The organism is Nocardioides sp. Z13_37 (assembly GCF_058355585.1).
In genome coordinates this window covers 298,470-317,931 of sequence record NZ_JBZGDV010000002.1, presented here as the reverse complement: position 1 = coordinate 317,931, position 19,462 = coordinate 298,470, and the positions used below count along the sequence as shown (strand labels likewise).

The window sequence follows — 19,462 nt, the reverse complement described above, 5'->3', positions numbered from 1 at the left end:
GCGCCCGTCGAGGGGCCTCGACCCAATGCACGCCCCAACCGACCACCGCGCACTGACCCCGCGCGGCCTCTCGACGACACGACCCCGCCCCTCTGACCGAAAGCCTCTCCGTGACCTCTCGCCTCACCCTCGACTCTGCCGCACTCGCCGCCCACCGCCCGCGCCTCCGCGCCGGACGCGACCGGTTCGACCGCTCGGCCCGCTTCTACCTCGACGACGACGGGACTCGGATCGCCGTCGATCTGCCCGCGCCTCGCGACGTAGCCCGGCTCGTCGACCTTCCCGGCGTCGACGCCTTCCGTCGCGGCCGGAACCTCCTGACGCGCCCTCGCGGCTCGACCGAGGCGCCGACGCCGATCGACCTGATGGACCTCGCCGCCGATCTCCGCGAGGCGCTTCGTGCGCTTCCCGCACGCTCGGACGCGCTCGGCCCGTACGTCGACCTGATACGAGCCGCCTCGGTTCCGTCGGTTGGCTTCGAGGAGTACCTCCTCCTCGTCCTCCGCGCCCTCCGTGACGACCTCCCGACTCCGCCCGCCGAGTCGACCCGCGAGAGCCGTACGCGGCTACGTCCGGCCAAGCCGCACGCGAAAGTGCTCCGCGACGCTCGCGCCCGCCGCAAGGCAGACGACGAAGCTTCCTCGCGTCTCTACCTCGGCGTGTGGCTCGATCCGGAGGAGCCGCCGACGCCCGGCCGATACCGGCTCGTGGATCTGCACGCCGAGGCCCTCGAGGTGCTCGACGAGTGGCGCGACGCGGGAGAGACGCTCTCCGACGGCCGCGAGATCACCGAGCCCGGCCCCCGCATCTTTGACTACGTCCTGAGGACCTCCCTCGGCGACGACGCACGTACGCGCACCAACCGAGGAGTGACCTACATCGTGAACCCGCAGAACACCGCTACCGCTCGCGCGATCCTCGACCGAGCCGCCCGGATGCTCCTCGATGAGGAGCGCGCCGGGATCGCCGCCGTGGCGGCCGAGATCGCCGCACCGACGCCGTACGCCGACCCCCTGGCCTCTCTCGTCGACGTGCGCGCGTGACCCCGGCGCCCGTGTGCCCACCCGGCGCACCGAAGGGCCGCAGGCCCGTGTATGCGCCTCTCCCTGAAAGGAACCCCGCCCGTGTCCCATGACGACCTTCGGCGAGCCGCTGAGGCGCTCACCGCCGCCCGCGAGCGCGTCGAGCGTCTCCTCGACGAGGCCCGCGCACTGCCACACGACGCCCTCGACCCCGGCGCCCGTCGACGCGCCCTCGCGGCCGACCTGCACAACGGCGCCGAGTTGCGAGCGATCCGCCTCCACGAGGCCGAAGCGACCGAGCGCGCCGACGAGGCCGCGAAGCGCGCCGGGTTCGCCGACGTCTTCGCCTCGGCGCTTGCGGCCTCCCGTTCGACGACGCTGCCCGACGCATGACCCCCTCCCCGATTACACGCCCTCACCCGAAGGACACCCACCCCTCATGACCGACCTGTCTAATCCCGCTTCCGCTCGCTCGGCGATCAAGTCCCTGACCGCCGCCGCCGACCGCTTCGACGTCGACCTGCCGAAGCCAGTCGTCGCCGTGGTCGACGCCGAGCCCGTCTTCCCGCCCGCCCGCGACGAGGTCAAGGCGACGGCCGCCTTCGCAATCGCCGAGGCGATCCTCCTGCCTGAGTCTCGGCGAGCGAAGGTCACTGCCGAGGCCCTCGACGCGGTCGCTCGCGCGGAGGCGACCGTCGGCGTTCGCCGCCGCGCTTCCGAGATCGTCGAGTCGATCCGCGTCGAGAAGATCCGCGAGCACGCCGAGACGATCGTCGATCTCTTCCGCGACGCGCTCGCGGACGACCTCGCCGCCCTCAACGCTCACGCGTCCGCCGTGCCACTCTCGACCCCCTCGATCGACACGCTGACCCCGGCGACCTTCGAGGCGTATGCGGAGAGCAAGAAGGCGGCGGGTCGGCTCGACGAGGTCGTCTTCGCGCTGGCTCCGTTCGCGGGGGTCGGAGGTGAGGCAGGCAGCATCGGCCGGGGCGACTGGCGGAGACTCGCCGCACTCGACGTAGAGGACCGCGACGTCGAGAAGATCGCCCACGCGCTGAAGGGCATCGTCCTCCCGGACAACGCCAACGCCCTCGGCTTCAAGACGGCGCCGTGGTACGCGCTGGCCGCCCGGGCTGGCGCAACGTTCGTCCTCGCTGACGCCGAGACCCGCCGCGCCAACGCCGAGCACATGGCGGCCGGGCGTGAGGGTGAGCCGATCGAGGGCCGACGCCGCTACGTCTACTAGTCCTGACCGGGCAACGGGAGATCGAGACCGCGAAGTGCGTCCCGGTCTGCCCGGTCACGCGGCCGAGGTCGCGCTCCGTCGTTTACGCGGCGACGTCGAGCGCGACCTCGGCTCATTCGGGGAGGGGGAGGTCCCCCACCCCGACCGCCCTGACACCCCTCGGCCATAGCGTCATTACACACACCGACTGCGCCATCCACAGTGCTTCGCGTCGGGGGCTGGCAACGCGACCATGAGTCGGGGCTAGGACATTGTCCCATCCGTACGGAGTGAAAGTACGGCCCGGCGCAGACGCTCGAGTTCTTCTTGCATGGCAAGTCGCGAATCACCGAAGGTTGCGAAGCCGACAACCGCCTTCCCGTCGCGATCCATGGACCTTGGTCGCGGAAAGTTGTCTCGTGGCTCACGTGAATCACCAACCACTAGCATTGCGTCCATATCGGTGTGAGAGACAGCCTGTCGACCTCTCTGCCATGCATTTAGCAGGCGTGATTGGCTGACATCGTCCCCCCATGCCTTGAAGTCCACTCCGATTCTGATTCCATCCGGCGAGCGCATGACCCCATCCGGCACAATCGTCCGAGGTAAGCCCGGCGTGGTCGAATCAAGAACTCTGAACGTCTGGCCCCGCGTGTATGTCCAGCCCTCCGGCAGAAGATTTGCGAGGCGCGTCATCCGAGCGTGGCCCTCACGCTCTGCCTCCGACGCCCGCTCGATTGTCGATGCGAGCCGCAGTTGGGTTGTCGACGGTGGCGTGTTATGCGATGGAGCCGAAGCGAGCAGCCGCCGGCTTAGTTCCTCAAGTTGTTCGGGAGCAAGCATGTCCGCCAGAGCGTCGGCGGTATCCACAGTCTCGTCGTAAGTCATGTCGACTTCCGCTCCGCCCATAACCCAGCGGAGCGGAACCTTGCCTACAAGCGCTATGAGGCCCGAGAGTCCGCCCACGGTAAGCAGACCCACCGTGCCTGCCTGATTCGCGCTCTCGAAGACCGCGACTCCTCCACTGATGAGGCCGGACATCCCGACCAGTGCGCTCGCACCACGCCTCACGCCGGAAATCTCTTGAAACGTGACGCGCCGTTGCTCTTTAGTCATTGCCGCCCCTCCTGGCTGGAGACGGCAACCTACCGAACAGGGGCGTCGTCCCCGACCCTGCCAGCAAGGCCGGGTAGACCCCGTGGTTACACACGGCCGAAGATACTCGCGTTGTGGTAGTCCAGACTCTTCTGATCAATCCTGTGGCCCGGAATCTCGGTGATCCCCGATCGCATCAAGGGGATCGCCCCCATGTCGCAGAGCGCGTGGTGATTTGGGCACAACACAATGACGTTCCCCGGCACGTCTGGCCCGCCGTGTCCGCGCCCGAGCGGAATGACGTGGTGTGCTTCTGAGTAGTTGGTACCTCGGTGCGGAACAGACAGGGTGCTACCGCAGAGCTGGCACTCGTGGCGGTGCATGACCTTGATTGCCCGCGCCATCTCTGTGTCGCGGAGGATCCGATACGTACTGACCTGCGTCCGTCCGGGAGCAGGGTTGCCTGGCGGAGGTTCGATGTCGACAGCAACGGGTACCGGATCAGCCATCCGTCGAAGGCCCCAAATGCCCTGACCAACGCCTGAGACGGAGAAAAACAGGTCGTCGCCGCGCTTGAACCCGGTTGAGTCCGAAGAGCGATCCTGGATAGTGCGTCGGATGATGTCCTGCCAGGATGGGGGCAGATTGGAGCGGCGCCCCTGCACTTCTCCATAGATCTGAGCAAGAGTCCCGGATCCATTGAGCCTCTCTAGCGCATCAACGATGTCCTCTACCCAAGTTGGCATGAACCGCGTTCCTTCTCAGTAGTTCCTAATGTCCAAGGTGACCCTAGGTGGCGTCGACGCGCCCGCGCAGGCGAAGAGCCTCGTTTCTCCGGAGCATGCCCGGCGAAGCGAGGCTCTTCGTCGTTTGCACGCCTACTGCGTGACCTCCCCGGCAGTTGGCTGACCGAGAATGGTCTCCGCCTCCGAGTCTTCATCGCCCGAGGCTTCGGCCCACCCGAGCCGTGCCGCCTCGGGAAGATATCGGCCGTGAGTCCGTTGCAAGTAGTCCATGCCGTGCGCCGTGGCGCTGGCGTAGTTGAGCGAGCGGCGGACGAACTGAAGCCGGTGCCGAGCCTCCTGGATCACCGATGCCCAAGTCACGACCCGGACGACGAACGCGTCCGTGTCGACGACAACGCCGGGCTCGCGATTGTTCTGTTGCGCCATCATTTGGACCGACTCATCGATCGTGTCCCCGACGATCCAGAACTCCCAGCGGGTATCTGTACCTGCAAAACGCCCGTCACGCGATACCGCCGTTGCATAGCGCTGGATCTGTGAGAACTGTTCGAGCCCAACATGAACGGTCGGCCGCTTCAGTTCAATGACTATGTGCTCGCGATGCCCGGCGTGCTGTTCGATCACTCGACTCAACATCAGGTCGACGACCGCACGCCTGCCGTCCTGGTCGAGCACCTCTTCCTCGACATCTTCCGGCGCGAGGTCATCGCGCCCGAGCAGGTCGATGTGAGACCGGAGCGCCGTGGTTAGGGTTTGGTCGTCCGCCGTAAGCGCGTACTCCTCTCGGAAGAGCCACGTCTCAGTGGCGAGGATGCGGTGCAGTTGGCTCCGCTCCTTGACGTGCTTCCGCAACTCCGCGTCGAAGACGATCTCTTCGAGTCCGACCAGAAAGTCGAGACGGTCCGTGATCGCACGGGCCGAGGAGATGATCGCGCTCAGGGTCGTCCGCTCTAGAAGCACTCGGAGTTCCTCGCGCCTGTCCTCGGGCAGGACCAAGACCTCCTGAAGCACCTCATGCAGCGTGTCGGGGCTCGTCTCTAGCGCTTCCCGGAGAAGTCTCAGGGAGAACGCACGCGATCTCGGCTCGGCGTCTTCCACGACCGGCGCGGCGGCCACCGCGACAACCTCGAACAGATCGCGCTCAGCGCGCTCGACGGCGTCGGTCGGTTCTTGCCTGTAGGGGTAGGTGTTGTCCGCCTTCCACGCCCGCATAAGTTCCGCGCCACGTTGGGCCGCCCGGTCCTTGAAGTGCGTCCTGAGGGCATCTCTGGCTGATTCCAGGACGGCTGGGAACGGCTCTTCGGCCATCTCGCCCAGCAGGATCTGAGAGTAGTTGTCCTTAAAGCCCTTCCACGAGAGGTAGGCAGTGAACTCGAAGCCGGGCGCATGGATCCGAGGCGGAATCTGTCCGAGAGCGACGCCGTCTTCGTCGCACAAGTGCAGGGCGCGATCAACCGGAGTGTTCCACTCAATGATCGTCAGTCGCACCTGGTCGACGAGGCCCTCGACGTCGAGATCGTGATACGTCGTCCGATGCTGAAGCGCGGCTGGGTCCAATTTCGAGCCCTGCCAGTAGATCGAGACAGGGTATTGCTGGAGATACAGGGCGAACGTTGCCGTCAGATCCGCGAGAACGCGCGGCTTCGCGAGGTCCGCCGCCGCTCGCTCCGAGAGATTCTCGGTCGTCACCTTGGTCCCGAGCGGGACGTCGTCCTCCACGGCCTGTGGGTCTGAAATCACGAACTCCCGGAGCGACCCGCGTCGTCCCGCGATAGAGATGCGCTGGCGTCCCTCGACTCCAACCGCGACTGAGTCCCACCGCACAATCTCGCCGAGGCCGTAGGCGGCCCAGCGGCCTTGTCCGAGGCGCCCATGTACTGCACGACCGCCGTCGGTTGCAGTCGCCGTCTTCTTCCACGACCCGCCGAGTTGCCCGAAGGCCATTCTCGCCCGCTCCGGCGTGATGCCGGTCCCGTCGTCCGCAACGACGACCGCGTCGAGGCCGCCCGCTTCGTTCTCCTCGGTTGTGATGACAACGTTCCTGGCGTCAGCATCCAACGCGTTCCAGATGATCTCGGCCAATCCCACCTGAGGACCCTCGATGAGCCGCTCTAGGTGGTCCTGCTGGACCGAGACCGTCAGACGTGAGGACACGAGCGCAGTCTCACACAGACCACAGACGTCAGGCGGCAGACGACCAGGTTCGAGTGCTGAACCTAGTCAGCTGTGCCGAGTTCAGCGCGCACGGCATCAAGGTAGGCATCGTGAGCCGACCGCAGTGTGTTCCTTGATCCCTCGGCCTCTGACCTCCGTAGGGCGTCCTCAGGCGTGTCGGACTCCGAGCGCAGGACGTCGTAGATGAAGACGCTCGCGTCGGCGTCTGTGAGCGCCTGGAACGCGGCCTCCGCTCGGCGTCGAGTGGTAGGCAGGCTCAGCATCTGTACGGCCGCTAGGGCTTCGCGGACTCGCGCAAGGTCCTCGTCCTGAAGCCCGGCGATCTGACCATCCGACATATGCATGAGTTGCTTGCGGTAGACACCGTTTGCGGATTCGAGAGCCGCCAGGTAGGCCGCGTGCGCCTCCTTGCGCTCCTCGCGCCAGTGATCACGGAGACCGTGTCGACGAACCACGGCTTCATGCGCCGCGCTGGCTTCTCGATCCCGCTCGCGTTCTCTTGCTTCATCGGATCGCCGACGATCGTCGCGGGCGTTGTTGATGCGGGTCTGCCACAACAACGCTCCCGCAGTCACAGAAGGGGCGACGACGGCTACCAAGAGCGTTTGCCACCAGTTCACGAGACAAAGAGTAGGGCCGTCTGACGACGTCCCGGAGCAGTGCGCGACTGTCGTGGTGGATTCGTACTAACCTCCTCGACCTCCGGGTCGTCGAGATAGGGCTGGAGCGGGCCGAAGCCGGAGACCCGCGCGACCAGCTCGCCGACCACGCCGCGGTCGTCGGCGAGCGGAGCGACCGCGCCAGTGAGGCTGAGCTCGTCGTGGGCGCGTACGACGTCCTCGGCGATGCGGCGCACGACCCCCGGCTCACGCTGTGGGTCCACACCCTCGCGCCGCACCTGCTCGCGCACGCGGGCGTCAAGGGCCTCGACCATGCTGTCTGCGGTGACTGGACGCGCCAGCGTCATGGTGGTGCCCCCATCCCGAGAAGGTTGCCGGCACCCCGGACGCTACCCATCGGGACCGGACACAAAACAGAGGTCTGGACCAATCTGTGGAGAGCAGGGACGGTCCGAAGGCCGACTCGATCGCGTGGACCGCGCACCGCCTCGCGCGCCTAAACGACGAGAAGAACGACGAGGTCTTCGACGCTGTCACCGTGGTGACGGACCGCACGGTGCTGGACGGTCAGCTGCAGGAGAATCCGCCAGGTCGATTCCGCCGACGGTGTTCGGGTCTGCTGCACGGACTGGTGACAGGTTGACCCAAGCGGCGCACGACCCCCGGCTCGCGCTGCGCGTCCTGGACGCGCCAGCGTCGTGGTGGTGCCCCCATCCCGAGAAGGTTGCCGGCACCCCGGACGCTACCCACCGGGACCGGGCGCAAGACAGAGGTCTGGACCAATCTGTGGAGAGCAGGGACGTCACCGACCCTGAGCGGTCCTGCGGCCGTGCCGCGCCTCGTCGAGACGAGTGGCGAGGAACTGACGCTCCGCCTCGTTGCCGGTGCGCTCCAACGCCGCTTCGTACGCCTCGATCGCCTCGCGGTGGCGGCCGAGTCGCAGGAGGAAGTCGGCGCGCGCCGCGCTGAGGTATCCGCCGTACGTCGCCAGCGCGGGCTCGTCCATCAGCGGCTGCAGTGCCTCGAGCCCGGCTCGAGGACCGTCACGGAGGCCGACAGCCACGGCGCGGTTGAGCTCGACGACGACGGAGGGGAAGCGGCGACGCATGATGTCGTAGAGGTCGACGATCTCCCCCCAGTCCGTCGCCTCCCACGTCGGAGCCTCGGCGTGGACCGCGGCGACGGCTGCCTCCAGGGCGTAGCGCGACGGCGGACCACCCCGCAGCGCTGTGCTTAGCAGGCGCGTGCCCTCCCCGATCGCGGCCCGGTCCCACTGCGAGCGATCCTGCTCGGCCAGGACGCGGAGACGGCCCGCGGGGTCCACCCGTGTCGAACGCCGCGCGTCGTTGACGAGGAAGAGGGCAAGCAGGGCCGCGACGTCCGCGTCGTTCGGCATCAGCGTGCGCAGCAACCTGGCGAGACCGAGGGCGCTGTCGACCAGGTCACGACGCACCAGCTGGGTCCCGACGGGCGCTGTGTGCCCGGTGGTGAAGATCAGGTGCACCACCTCGAGGATGGCTCCGACGCGTTGGGGCAGGTGGTCGGGGGTCGGCACCCGGTAGGGGATCGCGGCCACCGCGATCTTCTTCTTCGCCCGGGTGATCCGCGCGGCCATCGTCGACTCCTGCACGAGGAAGGCACGGGCCACCTCGACGGTGGACATCCCACAGACCAGCCGCAGCGTCAGCGCGACCTGTGCCTCGCGAGCGAGCGCAGGGTGGCAGCAGGTGAAGATGAGCCGCAGACGGTCGTCGTCGAGACCGTCCTCCGGGCCCGGCACCGACGCGCTCTGCACCAGCTGCGGCAGCGAACGCCGCCACACGGAGTCGCGTCGCACGGTGTCGAGCGCCCGGTTGCGGGCGACCTGCGTCAGCCATGCGGCCGGCCGTGACGGAACGCCCGACTGGGGCCACGTCTCCAGTGCCCGCGCGTAGGCGTCCTGCGTGCACTCCTCCGCGAGGCCGAGGTCCCCCGTCACCCGGGCCGTGGTCGCGAGGATCTTGGCCCAGTCGCTGCGGTGCGCGTCGGCGACCGCAGCGAGGACCTCATCGCTCATCCGTGGTCCACCAGCGGCCGGATCTCGACGCCGCTGTGGTGGGCATGCACCTCCTGCAGCCCGGGGACCAGTGCAAGCACCTCGTCGAGGTCGGCGGCCTCGAGCACGTAGTAGCCGCCGAGGACCTCCTTGGTCTCGAGGAAGGGCCCGTCCGTGGTGACGATCCGACCGCCGGCATCCGAGCGCACCGTCGTCGACATGGGTGGGGGCTGGAGCTCGGCGCTGTCGAGGATCCGGGGCCCCGCTGACGCGGCGAAGGCCGCGTGCGCCGCGTAGAGAGCCTCGTGCTCCTCGGGCGTCATCGCGTCCCACTGCTGCTGGTCGCCGTAGATCAGGATCATGTACTTCGCCATCGCGCGCGTCCTCTCGTGCTCTCCCGGGTCTGTCTACTCCTACGACGAACCGCCGGCGCCTCGATCGACAGGTCCCCGAGTCGGATCGACAGGTCGTCGGCCAGCCTGTCGATCCGGGCGCCTGGGTCTTCGTCGGACCAGTAGACCCGGTTCCGGCGACAGAGGATCCGGACGACCCGAAGGAGCACCCATGATGCCGCCGATCCGCGATGCCTACCCCGAGATGTTCCTCGCCGTCGCGCAGGACCACATCCGCGCAGCCGAGCACGCCGAACGCACGAGGCTCGCCCGCCGCCGGTGGTGGCGTGTCGTCCTGCGACGCGACGCATCGCGGTGACCGCCGCACCAGCCGACGGAAAGCACGTGCGTGCCCGGCAGCCACCACACTAGTCTCGCGCCATGCGCGCTGAGGCGACCTTCACGGTGGCGGAGTTCGTGCCCGCCACGATCAGCCCTGAGCCGGCGATCACGGCGCGGCTCCCGATCGGGGTGGCCGTGATGCAGAAGCAGTTCGAGGGTGAGCTCTCGGGTCGCTCGGCCACCGTCTTCACCTCCGTCTTCGACGAGACGACCGGTGTCGGCACCTATGCCGCGGTGGAGGCGTTCGAGGGATCACTGGGCGAGCGGAGCGGAGCCTTCAACTTCGTCCACTCGGCCACCACCTCGGGCAGTGACCGCACCGCGGAGCTCCTCGTCATCGTGCCGTCCAGCGGCTCCGGGGAGCTCGCCGAGATCTCCGGCTCCGGCGGGATCACCGTCGACGAGGCCGGCGTGCACCGGATCTGGCTGTCGTACGACCTCGCGTAGCGCCGGGCGCTGACCCTGGGCCGGACGATGCCCTTGACGTACGTCCTCCCCCGGGAGTGCACGGACGGGCACCGGGCATGAGGACCCGTGTCGTTCGCCCCTGTTAGGTGCAGGCCGGCCGGCCATAGCGTCGAACGGCGACCACGCCCCGTGGCCGTCTCACGCTGCACTGACCTCGGAGGAGCAGACATGGCCACATTGACCGTGTGGAAGTTCGACACCCCAGAAGGCGCCCAACAGGCCGAGCAGGCGCTGTTCAAGCTCCAGCGCCAGGAGCTCATCACGGTGCTCGACGCCGCCACGGTGTCGTGGCCGGAGGGGAAGAAGCGGCCCCGGACGCGCCAGGCCAACGACCTGTGGGGCCCGGGACTGCTGGGTGGGATGTTCTGGGGCCTGCTCTTCGGGATCATCTTCTTCATCCCGCTGATCGGCCTCGCCGTCGGCGCCGCCACCGGCGCCCTCATCGGCGCCCTGACCGACATCGGCATCGACGACAAGTTCATCAAGGACGTCCGCGAGAAGGTCACGCCGGGCACCTCGGCCCTCTTCGTGCTCAGCCAGGACGCCGTGGTCGACCGGGTCCACAGCTCCCTGCGCGACGAGGGCATCCACGGTGAGCTGATCGAGACCAACCTGTCCGCCGAGGAGGAGGCACGGCTGCGCGCAGCCGTCAACGACGACCACCAGGACGCCTGAGCGCCTGAGCGCCTGGAGCACCTGGCGCACGCGGCCGCGTCGCCTCAGACGCGGCCGCGCAGGATGCGGCGCCAGTAGACCTGCGGCAGGGCGTACCGGTCGACCCACCACGTCACCGCGCGTGGCACGGTGAGGTCGGGGAACGGCACGCTCGGCCGCGGTCGGCCGTCGCGGTCGACCTCGACGAGCATCAGCCGGCGCCGCGCGGTCGTGATCGGCATGACGGTGTAGCCGTCGTAGTGGGCCAGCGGGCGCCCCGTCCGGGCGGCGAGGATGTTGGGCGCCAGGACCGCCACCTGCTCGCGCAGGGCTCCCCCGGACGGCCGGGTCCGCAGGTCGGCGACGTCGCCGAGCGACCACACGTCGGGGAAGCGGCGGTGGCGCATCGTGAGCGGGTCGACGTCGACCAGGCCCGCGGGGTGCGAGCCGGCGAGCCCGGTGGCGAGCACCCAGCCGGGCGCGCGGTAGTGGGGCACGACGTGCGCGACGGCGACGTCGTCGAGCAGCTCCTCCCCCGTCGGCGTGGCCAGCGTGACGCGGCCGTCGTGGAGCCGGGAGACGACCGACTCGCGGTGGACGCTCACGCCGTACGACACCAGCGCCTCCTCGAGGGTGGCGTCCGGCCCGTCGAGGCCGAGCGGCGTGCGGTCGGGCAGCACCAGGTGCACGTCCACGTCGTGCAGCACGCCGGCACGGCGCCAGTGGTCGCAAGCCATGAAGAGCGGCTTGAGCGCGGTCGCGGCGCAGGGCGCAGGCTCGGGCGGGACGGTGAACACGACGCGCCCCGACCGCAGCCCCCGCAGGGCCGGCCAGACCCGCGCGGCGGTGTCGTCGTCGAACGTCGAGGCGGCCCACCCGGCGGCGTACGCCTCGCGCAGGCCCGGGGTGGCGTCCCAGTCCTCGTCGAGGCCGGGGCACACGACCAGCGTCCTGCCGGTGAGGCGGCGACCCGAGCGGGTCTCGACCGACGGCCCGGACGGGTCGACCGCCACGACCTCGTCGCGCAGGCTCGTGCAGCCGACGGGCACGACGTCCTCCGCCGGGCGGGACAGCGACGCCATGCTCGCCTCGCCGCCGCCGACGTAGTTGAGGAGCGGGCGGTAGCGGTGCACGGCGCGGGACTCGACCACGGCGACGTCCGGGGCGCCGTCGCGCAGCAGCCGGGCGGCGAGCGAGATTCCGGCGTTGCCGCCGCCGACGATCAGGACGTCGTGGTGCTGCGGGGTGTCGGGCACGCTGCCACGCTAGCCCGCGGTGTCAGGTGCCGGTCTCGAGGCGGAAGCCGACCCCGCGGATCGCGACGACCTTCTCGCTGGCAGCGGCGGCCTCGAGCTTGCTGCGCAGGCGCCCGATGGTGACGTCGAGGGTCTTGGTCGAGCCGTACCAGTTCTGGTCCCACACCTCGTTCATCAGCGTCTCCCGCGCCACGACCTTGTCGTGGTGGGCGGCGAGGACGGCGAGCACGTCGAACTCCTTGGCGGTCAGCGCGATCTCGCGCTCGCCCAGGTGCACCCGGCGCGAGCCCGCGTCGATGCGCAGGCCCGAGGAGGTGGTGACGGTCGTGTCGTCGTGCGCCTGCGTGCCGCCGCTTCGGCGCAGCAGGGCGCGCACCCGCGCGAGGAGCTCGGCGAGGCCGAACGGCTTGGCGAGGTAGTCGTCGGCGCCGACGTCGAGCCCGACGACGCGGTCGAGCTCGCCGGCGCGGGCGGTCACCATGATGATGCCGCCGAGGTAGCCGCCCGAGCGCATCTGGCGGCACACGTCGATGCCGTCCATGTCGGGCAGGCCCAGGTCGAGGATCACGACCGCCGGCCCCTCGGCGACGGCGAACGACACGGCCTCCGAGCCCACCGACACGCGGTTGACCTCGTAGCCCTCCCGCTCGAGCGTGCGCATGAGGGGGACGGCGATGTCTTCCTCGTCCTCCACCACCAGCACGTCATGGGCCATGGCGAGAGCATAGATGCCGTTCCCGGACTCCGTGCGGCTAATGGGCTGCTCGTTGCGGGCGTCCACCCCTAGGGCTGTCAGGCCTCGAAGACGTCGCCCAGCTCGGCCACCCGCCGGAGCACCTGGTCCATCGTCAGCTGCTCGAGCGCGAGGTCGTCCGCGGCGCCCTCCTCGACCTCCTCCCAGGTCAGCGGCGCCGCGACGGTCGGCTGCTCCCGGCCGCGCAGCGAGTAGGGCGAGATGGTGGTCTTGGAGCCGGAGTTCTGCGACCAGTCGAGGAAGACCTTGCCCGGCCGCCTGGCCTTGGTCATCACGCTCGTGACCTGCTCGGGGTGCTCCTTCATCAGCTCCTCGGCGACCTCCCTGGCCAGCGCCGTCGTGCCGTCGCTGTCGAGGCTGCCGCGCCCGGTGGGCAGCGGGGCGTACAGGTGCAGCCCCTTGCTGCCGCTGAGGACGGGCGTGCAGCCGAGGTCGCGCTCGGCCAGCGCGTCGCGCACCAGCAGCGCCACCTGCGCGCACTCGTGGAGCCCGGCCGGCTCGCCGGGGTCGAGGTCGATGACGAGCCGGTCGGGGTGGCGCGGCCTGCCCCTCGCGTCGACGGTCCACTGGTGCACGTGCAGCTCGAGGGCGGCGAGGTTGGCCAGCCAGGTGAGGGTGGCGAGGTCGTCGCAGATCGGGAAGCGGATGGTGCCGTCGCCCTTGCCCGAGCGCGAGCCCGTCGTCGGCACCTCGTGGGTGCGCACCCACGACGGCGTGCCGGAGGGCGCGTTCTTCTCGAAGAAGCTCGAGCCCTCCACGCCGTGCGGCCAGCGGATGCGGGTGACGGCGCGGTCGCGCAGGTGCGGCAGCAGGACCGGCGAGACCTGGGCGTAGTAGTTGAGCACCTCGCCCTTCGTCGTGCCGGTGCGCGGGTAGAGCACCTTGTCGAGGTTGCTGATGCTGAGCGTGCGGCCCTCGACGTCGACCTGCACCTCGCTCATGCTTGCCGCTCCCCTCGCGCGAGGTCCTCGGGCGTCACGTCGTCGCGCACGCCCTGGAACGACGGCTGGCGCAGCCGGTCATAGCCCAGCCCGTGGGTGTCGATGTCCACCACGACCCGCGGCTCCACCCAGAACGTGCCGGCCGCGTCGACCCGCGGCACCTCGTCGGCGAACGGCGACGCCCCGGTCGCGAGCGGGGCGAGCAGGTCGGCGAGGCGGGCGCTGGTGGAGCCGGCGATGCCGCTGCCCACGCGCCCGCGGTAGAGCAGGCCGTCGGGCGTCTGCTCGCCGACGAGCAGCGCCGCCAGGCGGTCCGTCGTGCCGACCTGGGGGCGCCAGCCGCCGACGACGAACGACCCGCGGTGGCGGTGGGCGAGCTTGCGCCAGTCCTCGCTGCGGGCGCCGAAGCGGTAGCGCGAGGAGCGGCGCTTGCTCACCACCCCCTCCAGCCCCTGCTGCAAGGTGGCCTCGACGAGCATGTCGCCGTCGTCGTACGCCGCCGGGACCTGCCACGCCGACTCGGCCAGTGGCAGTCCCTCGAGCAGCGCGCGCCGCTCCTCCAGCGGCCGGGACGTGAGGTCGTCGCCGTCGAGGCGGAGTAGGTCGAAGACCATCAGCGTTGCCGGCACCGCCGTCACGAGGCGGGCCGCCTCCCTGGTGTTGCGCACGTGCATGCGGTGCTGGAGCACCCGGAAGTCCGGCACGCCGCGCTCGTTGAGGGCGATCACCTCGCCGTCGACGAGCAGGTCGCGGTCGCCGAGCGGCGAGACGGCCAGGTCGGGCCAGGCTGGGGTGACGTCGTTGTCGTTGCGGCTGGTCATCCGCACGACGCCGTCGCGGACGTCGACGAGCACGCGCACGCCGTCCCACTTGACCTCGTGCAGCCACTCGGCCCCCGCGGGCACGCGGTCGGTCTTGCTGGCGAGCATCGGGCGCACGGGTGCAGTCTGGCATCCGGGCGCGCGCCGACGGCACCCTCCGAGGGGAGACGACCGTCAGTGGCGGCGGCTATCGTCGGTCCATGCGTGCGATCTGGAAGGGTGCCGTCTCCTTCGGCCTGGTCAGTGTCCCGGTCAAGCTCTACGCCGCCACGGAGAGCCACGACGTGTCCTTCCGGCAGGTGCACGCCAAGGACGGCGGCCGGATCAAGTACCAGCGGGTCTGCTCCCTCGACGGCGAGGAGGTGGCCTACGCCGACATCGCCAAGGGCTACGAGACCGAGGACGGCGAGATGGTCATCCTCACCGACGACGACATGGCCGAGCTGCCGTCGACGTCGTCGCGCGAGATCGCGGTGGAGAAGTTCGTGCCGCGCGAGCAGATCGACCCGCTGCTGTTCGAGAAGTCCTACTACCTCGAGCCCGAGGGCGCCGGCGCCAAGCCCTACGCCCTGCTGCGCCAGGCGCTCAAGGACGCCGACCGGATGGCGGTGGTGACCGTCGCGCTGCGCCAGCGCACCACCATCGCGGTGCTGCGGGTGCGCGAGACCGAGGCCGGCGAGGTCATCGTGCTCCAGACCATGATGTGGCCCGACGAGGTGCGCGTCCCCGACTTCAAGGTCGAGGTCGACGACGCCAAGCCGCAGGAGGTCAAGATGGCCCACATGCTCGTCGAGACGCTGTCGGGCGACTTCGACGCCACCGAGTTCGAGGACGACTACGCCGGCGCCGTCGAGGCACTCGTGAAGTCGAAGATCGAGGGCGGCGAGATCAAGCGCACCGAGACCTCCACCAAGACCTCCGGCGAGGTCGTCGACCTGCTGGCCGCGCTGCAGAAGTCGGTCGCCGCCGCCAAGAGCGCCCGCGGCGAGGACACCGACGACGCGTCCGACGACTCCGACTCCGACTCCGAGGACGAGAAGCCGGCGAGGAAGAGCACCGCGAAGAAGTCCACGGCCAAGAAGACGCCCGCCAAGAAGGCCGCTGCGAAGAAGTCCACGGCCAAGAAGACCGCCACCAAGAAGACCGCGGCGAAGAAGCAGGCCAAGAAGGCCAGCTGAGCCCGCCCTCCCCTCCCGGCCAGAGGCCCGGAGGGCTGGAGGGCTGGAGGGCTGGCCGAGGCCGTCAGAGCCGTCAGAGGCCGTCAGAGGCCGGCGAGGTCGCGCAGGTCGGCGAGGATCTCCTCGTTCCTCGCGACCAGCGAGATGTGCCCCTCGTCGTCGAACAGGTGCGCCCGCGCGCCCGGGATCGCGTCCGCCAGCCAGCGCCCGTGCTCGAAGGGCACCATCTTGTCGTGGGCGCCCTGCCAGACCGAGGTGGGCACGGTGAGCTCGGCGACGTCGAAGCCCCAGGGCCGCACGACCTGCAGGGTGTCCTCCACCAGGCCGCCGGGGCCCTGCGCCATGGCGTGGCGGAACGAGGCGGCGACCACCTCGGCGAACTCGCCCGTCAGCGCGGCGGCGTCGACCTCGTCGACCAGCCCACCGAAGGCGGCGACGATGTCGTCGGACGTCACCGCGCCGAGCTCGGCGGCCTGCTCGGCGGCGATCGGGAGGTAGGCCTCGCGACCGGACGCCGCGGCCGCGAAGTCGCGGAGGTTCTCCGGGCCCATCCCGGCGCTCCAGTCGAGTCCCGCCGCGTTGAAGGGCGCGACGCCCGCGAGCGAGGCCACCGCCCGGCACCGCTGCGGCATGGTCGCCGCGCACGCCAGCGCGCGCGGCCCGCCACCGGAGTGGCCGAGCGTGACGAACTCGTCGATCCCGAGGTGGTCGAGCAGGGCCGCGGTGTCGTCGGCGTCGGCGACGAGGGGCACCGGCCAGCCCTCCGGCGTCGGCCGCGGCGTGGAGGCGCCGTAGCCCGGGCGCGAGCACGTCACCAGCCGGAGGCCTGCGCGCCCGGCCGCGTCCCACAGGGCCGGGTCGAGGACCGCGGCGCTCGGGGTGCCGGAGTGGTAGACGAGCGCGACGCCGTCGGGGGCGCCGCCGGTGAGGTACTCCAGCCGCCGGCCGTCGGGCAGGGTCAGCAGCTCAGCCTGGGAGGTCATGCCGGATCGTCGCACAGGTCCCCCGGTCAGGACGCGCCGACTCGACCCCTTCGCGCGGTCAGGACGCGCCTACTCGACCCCTTCGCGCGGTCAGCTCGCGCAGCCGCGCGCCGATCTCGGCCGCGACCGCCACGGCGAGCTCGCGCGGCGACTCCCCCTCGACCTCGGGCACCAGGTGCTGCACCACCCCGTCGGCCAGCAGGTCGGCGGCCCGGATCCGATGCCGTGCGGCCATCTCGGGCGCGTGGGCGGTGTCGCCGTGCACGATCAGGCTGGCACCCTCGGGCGGGAGCGGCGCGAGCCACGCGTGCTCGGTGGCGATCACCGACCGCGCGGGCAGGAAGGCGAGCGCGCCTCCCCCGCAGCCCTGCCCCAGCAGCACCGACACGGTCGGCACCGTCATCGTGGTCAGCGTGGCGATGCAGCGGGCGATCTCGCCGGCGATGGCGCGCTCCTCGGCCTCGGGCGACAGCTCGGCGCCGGGGGTGTCGATGACGCTGACCAGCGGCAGTCCGAGCTCCTCGGCCAGTCGCATCCCGCGCCGCGCCTCGCGCAGCGCGCCGGGGCCCATCGCGTGCCCCGGGACCTGCCGCGAGCGGTCCTGGCCGATGACGACGCACGGCTGGTCGTCGAGGCGGGTCAGGGCGACCAGCACGGTGGAGTCGCGCTCGCCCTCGTCGGTGCCGCGCAGCTGCAGGGTGCCGGTGGCACCGTGGGCCAGGAGGTCGCGCACGCCGGCCCGGTCCGGACGACGGGTGTGCTCGACGCTGTCCCACGCCGCGTGGTCGCCGACCGGGTGGTCGCCGACCGGGCGCGCCGCCCGCAGCGGCAGCCCGCCGGCGCCGGGGCCGTCGACCAGCACCGCGAGCGCGCTGTCGACCATCGCGGGCAGGTCGTCGGCGGCCACCACGCCGTCGATGACGCCGGCGGCAGCCAGGTGCTCGGCGACCTGGACGCCCGGGCGGAACGGCCGGCCGTGGAGGCCGGCGTAGACCTTGGGCCCGAGGAAGCCGATCAGGGCGCCGGGCTCGGCGACCGTCACGTGGCCCAGCGAGCCCCACGAGGCGTAGACGCCTCCGGTCGTGGGGTGCCGCAGGTGCACGAGGTAGGGCAGCCCGGCGCTCCGGTGGTCCATCAGGGCGCGGGTGATCTCGACCATCCGCACGAAGGCGGGCGTGCCCTCCTGCATCCGGGTGCCCCCGGAGGCGGTGCTCGCCAGCAGCGGCAGTCCCTCGGCGGTCGCGCGGCGCACGGCCGCGGTGATCCGGTCGGCGGCGGCGCGGCCGATCGACCCGGCCAGGAAGGCGAACTCGTTGACCACGACCGCGACGGGGCGCCCGCGCACCAGCCCGCTCCCGGTGACCACCGACTCGTCGGTGCCGGCCCGCGCGGCGGCGGCCTCGAGCTCGGCGCGGTAGGCCGCGTCGGCGTAGGACAGGTCGACGGGTGAGTCCCACGAGGCGAAGGTGCCCGCGTCGAGCACCAGGTCGAGCAGCTCGTGGGACGTCCAGCGCCTGGCCGTCGCGTCTGGCGTCACGCGCCGCCCCCGCCGACCCACGTGCGGATCTCGTCGGCGTGCTGGTCGAGCAGCGGCGGGGCGACGTGGTCGCGCCGGGTGACCTCGGTGCCCTCGGCGTCGAAGAACCGCAGGGGCGGGCCGGGCAGGGTGATGTCGCCGAGGGTGGGGTGCGCGACGTCGACGAGCAGCCCCTGGCTGGCGACCTGGTCCCACTCGTAGACCTCGTCGAGGGTGCGCACCTTGCCCGCGGGCACGCCGACCTCGGCGAGCCGGGCGAGCAGCGGCTCGGCGTCCCAGTCGGCGAAGGCCCGCTCGACCACCTCGATGACCTCCTCGCGCCGGGCGACCCGCTCGCCGTTGGTGGCCATCCCCTCGGCCTCGGGGTCGAGCCCGAAGCCCTCGCAGAACCGCTTCCACAGCCCTTCGCTGCCCAGCGCGATCTGCACTGCTCCGTCGCGGCAGTGGAACAGCCCGTAGGGGGCGATCGAGGGGTGGTGGTTGCCCTGGGCGCGCCCGACCTCGCCGGCCACGGTCCAGCGGGTGCCCTGGAAGGCGTGCACCCCGACCACCGAGGCGAGCAGCGACGTACGCACGACGGTGCCCTTGCCGGTGCGCTCGCGCTCGTGGAGCGCGGCGAGCACGCCGTAGGCGCCGTACATCCCCGACAGCAGGTCGGCGATGGGCACGCCGACGCGCTGCGGGTCGTCGGGGCCCGACCCGGTGAGCGACATCAGGCCCGCCTCGCCCTGGGCGATCTGGTCGTAGCCGGCGCGACCGCCCTCGGGGCCGTCGTGGCCGAACCCGGTGATGGACAGCACGACGAGGCGCGGGTTGCGGCGCATCAGCTCCTTGATGCCGAGGCCCAGGCGCTCCAGGACGCCGGTGCGGAAGTTCTCGACCAGCACGTCGGCACGCTCCACGAGGCCGACCAGCACGTCCTTGTCGACCTCGTCCTTCAGGTCGAGCGCGATGGACTCCTTGTTGCGGTTGGTGCACAGGAAGTAGGTCGACTGGCGGGCGTCGGGCTCGCCGACGAACGGCGGTCCCCAGCCGCGGGTGTCGTCGCCGCTGCCGGGCGCCTCCACCTTGATCACCCGCGCGCCGAGGTCGCCGAGCATCTGGGTGGCGTGCGGGCCGGCGAGCGCGCGGGTGAGGTCGACGACGAGGAGGTCGGACAGCGGGCCGGCCGGGGCTCCGGTCGAGGATGCGGTCGGGGATGCGGTCGTGTCGGTCATG

Annotated in this window: 20 protein-coding genes; 7 read left to right on the top strand and 13 right to left on the bottom strand. The window is 70.7% G+C overall.

The window, feature by feature from the left end; genetic code table 11:
• Window positions 1-110 precede the first annotated feature (110 nt).
• The 3 genes from AC4H2S_RS06485 to AC4H2S_RS06475 all read left to right on the top strand — a co-directional run bounded on the left by AC4H2S_RS06485 (window position 111) and on the right by AC4H2S_RS06475 (window position 2,268).
• The gene (locus AC4H2S_RS06485) at window positions 111-1,043 is read left to right on the top strand and encodes a hypothetical protein (RefSeq protein WP_491496155.1); all 933 of its coding nucleotides are present in this window, start codon (window positions 111-113) and stop codon (window positions 1,041-1,043) included.
• An 81-nt stretch (window positions 1,044-1,124) separates the two neighbouring features.
• Window positions 1,125-1,415 (top strand): hypothetical protein, encoded by a 291-nt coding sequence (locus tag AC4H2S_RS06480; RefSeq protein WP_491496154.1) that lies wholly within the window; start codon window positions 1,125-1,127, stop codon window positions 1,413-1,415.
• A gap of 46 nt (window positions 1,416-1,461) precedes the next feature.
• Window positions 1,462-2,268, top strand: coding sequence for a hypothetical protein (locus AC4H2S_RS06475; RefSeq protein WP_491496153.1), 807 nt, complete (start codon window positions 1,462-1,464; stop codon window positions 2,266-2,268).
• A 1,181-nt stretch (window positions 2,269-3,449) separates the two neighbouring features.
• Here the strand turns inward: AC4H2S_RS06475 and AC4H2S_RS06470 are convergent.
• The 6 genes from AC4H2S_RS06470 to AC4H2S_RS06445 all read right to left on the bottom strand — a co-directional run bounded on the left by AC4H2S_RS06470 (window position 3,450) and on the right by AC4H2S_RS06445 (window position 9,292).
• Window positions 3,450-3,725 (bottom strand): HNH endonuclease, encoded by a 276-nt coding sequence (locus AC4H2S_RS06470; RefSeq protein ID WP_491496744.1) that lies wholly within the window; start codon window positions 3,723-3,725, stop codon window positions 3,450-3,452.
• Between the two features lie 495 nt (window positions 3,726-4,220).
• The gene (locus AC4H2S_RS06465; protein ID WP_491496152.1) at window positions 4,221-6,242 is read right to left on the bottom strand and encodes an ATP-binding protein; all 2,022 of its coding nucleotides are present in this window, start codon (window positions 6,240-6,242) and stop codon (window positions 4,221-4,223) included.
• A 62-nt stretch (window positions 6,243-6,304) separates the two neighbouring features.
• The gene (locus AC4H2S_RS06460) at window positions 6,305-6,883 is read right to left on the bottom strand and encodes a hypothetical protein (protein ID WP_491496151.1); all 579 of its coding nucleotides are present in this window, start codon (window positions 6,881-6,883) and stop codon (window positions 6,305-6,307) included.
• Window positions 6,880-7,197: a hypothetical protein gene (locus AC4H2S_RS06455; protein ID WP_491496150.1), complete on the bottom strand. Its 318-nt coding sequence runs from the start codon at window positions 7,195-7,197 to the stop codon at window positions 6,880-6,882. The genes AC4H2S_RS06460 and AC4H2S_RS06455 overlap by 4 nt, the downstream gene beginning before the upstream one ends.
• 488 nt (window positions 7,198-7,685) lie before the next feature.
• A complete protein-coding gene (locus tag AC4H2S_RS06450; protein ID WP_491496149.1) occupies window positions 7,686-8,939 on the bottom strand; it encodes an RNA polymerase sigma factor in 1,254 nt (417 codons plus the stop codon).
• Entirely contained in the window at window positions 8,936-9,292 is a 357-nt protein-coding gene (locus tag AC4H2S_RS06445; protein WP_491496148.1) for a YciI family protein, read from the bottom strand. The genes AC4H2S_RS06450 and AC4H2S_RS06445 overlap by 4 nt, the downstream gene beginning before the upstream one ends.
• A 190-nt stretch (window positions 9,293-9,482) precedes the next feature.
• Between AC4H2S_RS06445 and AC4H2S_RS06440 the strand changes: the two genes are divergently transcribed.
• The 3 genes from AC4H2S_RS06440 (at window position 9,483) to AC4H2S_RS06430 (ending at window position 10,795) form a co-directional block, all read left to right on the top strand.
• A complete protein-coding gene (locus tag AC4H2S_RS06440; RefSeq protein ID WP_491496147.1) occupies window positions 9,483-9,629 on the top strand; it encodes a hypothetical protein in 147 nt (48 codons plus the stop codon).
• A 62-nt stretch (window positions 9,630-9,691) separates the two neighbouring features.
• The gene (locus AC4H2S_RS06435; protein ID WP_491496146.1) at window positions 9,692-10,099 is read left to right on the top strand and encodes a DUF3224 domain-containing protein; all 408 of its coding nucleotides are present in this window, start codon (window positions 9,692-9,694) and stop codon (window positions 10,097-10,099) included.
• A gap of 189 nt (window positions 10,100-10,288) precedes the next feature.
• The gene (locus AC4H2S_RS06430) at window positions 10,289-10,795 is read left to right on the top strand and encodes a DUF1269 domain-containing protein (RefSeq protein ID WP_491496145.1); all 507 of its coding nucleotides are present in this window, start codon (window positions 10,289-10,291) and stop codon (window positions 10,793-10,795) included.
• Between the two features lie 44 nt (window positions 10,796-10,839).
• Here the strand turns inward: AC4H2S_RS06430 and AC4H2S_RS06425 are convergent, their stop codons facing one another.
• The 4 genes from AC4H2S_RS06425 to ligD (AC4H2S_RS06410) all read right to left on the bottom strand — a co-directional run bounded on the left by AC4H2S_RS06425 (window position 10,840) and on the right by ligD (AC4H2S_RS06410) (window position 14,654).
• The gene (locus AC4H2S_RS06425) at window positions 10,840-12,030 is read right to left on the bottom strand and encodes an NAD(P)/FAD-dependent oxidoreductase (RefSeq protein ID WP_491496144.1); all 1,191 of its coding nucleotides are present in this window, start codon (window positions 12,028-12,030) and stop codon (window positions 10,840-10,842) included.
• 22 nt (window positions 12,031-12,052) lie between these two features.
• Entirely contained in the window at window positions 12,053-12,745 is a 693-nt protein-coding gene (locus tag AC4H2S_RS06420; protein WP_491496143.1) for a response regulator transcription factor, read from the bottom strand.
• A 77-nt stretch (window positions 12,746-12,822) separates the two neighbouring features.
• Window positions 12,823-13,725, bottom strand: coding sequence for a non-homologous end-joining DNA ligase (gene ligD, locus AC4H2S_RS06415; RefSeq protein WP_491496142.1), 903 nt, complete (start codon window positions 13,723-13,725; stop codon window positions 12,823-12,825).
• Window positions 13,722-14,654 (bottom strand): non-homologous end-joining DNA ligase, encoded by a 933-nt coding sequence (gene ligD, locus AC4H2S_RS06410; RefSeq protein WP_491496743.1) that lies wholly within the window; start codon window positions 14,652-14,654, stop codon window positions 13,722-13,724. Before ligD (AC4H2S_RS06410) ends, ligD (AC4H2S_RS06415) begins: the two co-directional genes overlap by 4 nt.
• 92 nt (window positions 14,655-14,746) lie before the next feature.
• Between ligD (AC4H2S_RS06410) and ku the strand changes: the two genes are divergently transcribed.
• The gene (gene ku, locus AC4H2S_RS06405) at window positions 14,747-15,724 is read left to right on the top strand and encodes a non-homologous end joining protein Ku (RefSeq protein ID WP_491496141.1); all 978 of its coding nucleotides are present in this window, start codon (window positions 14,747-14,749) and stop codon (window positions 15,722-15,724) included.
• 83 nt (window positions 15,725-15,807) lie between these two features.
• On the opposite strand, the gene AC4H2S_RS06400 is transcribed toward ku, so the two are convergent.
• Genes AC4H2S_RS06400 through AC4H2S_RS06390 form a run of 3 tightly spaced genes read right to left on the bottom strand, consistent with a single transcriptional unit; the run spans window position 15,808 to window position 19,461 of the window.
• Complete coding sequence (locus AC4H2S_RS06400; RefSeq protein ID WP_491496140.1) at window positions 15,808-16,707, bottom strand: alpha/beta fold hydrolase; 900 nt, start codon at window positions 16,705-16,707, stop codon at window positions 15,808-15,810.
• 58 nt (window positions 16,708-16,765) lie between these two features.
• Window positions 16,766-18,244, bottom strand: coding sequence for a carboxyl transferase domain-containing protein (locus AC4H2S_RS06395; RefSeq protein ID WP_491496139.1), 1,479 nt, complete (start codon window positions 18,242-18,244; stop codon window positions 16,766-16,768).
• On the bottom strand, window positions 18,241-19,461 hold the full coding sequence (locus AC4H2S_RS06390) for a CaiB/BaiF CoA transferase family protein (protein WP_491496138.1): 1,221 nt from the start codon (window positions 19,459-19,461) through the stop codon (window positions 18,241-18,243). Before AC4H2S_RS06390 ends, AC4H2S_RS06395 begins: the two co-directional genes overlap by 4 nt.
• Window position 19,462: the final 1 nt, after the last annotated feature.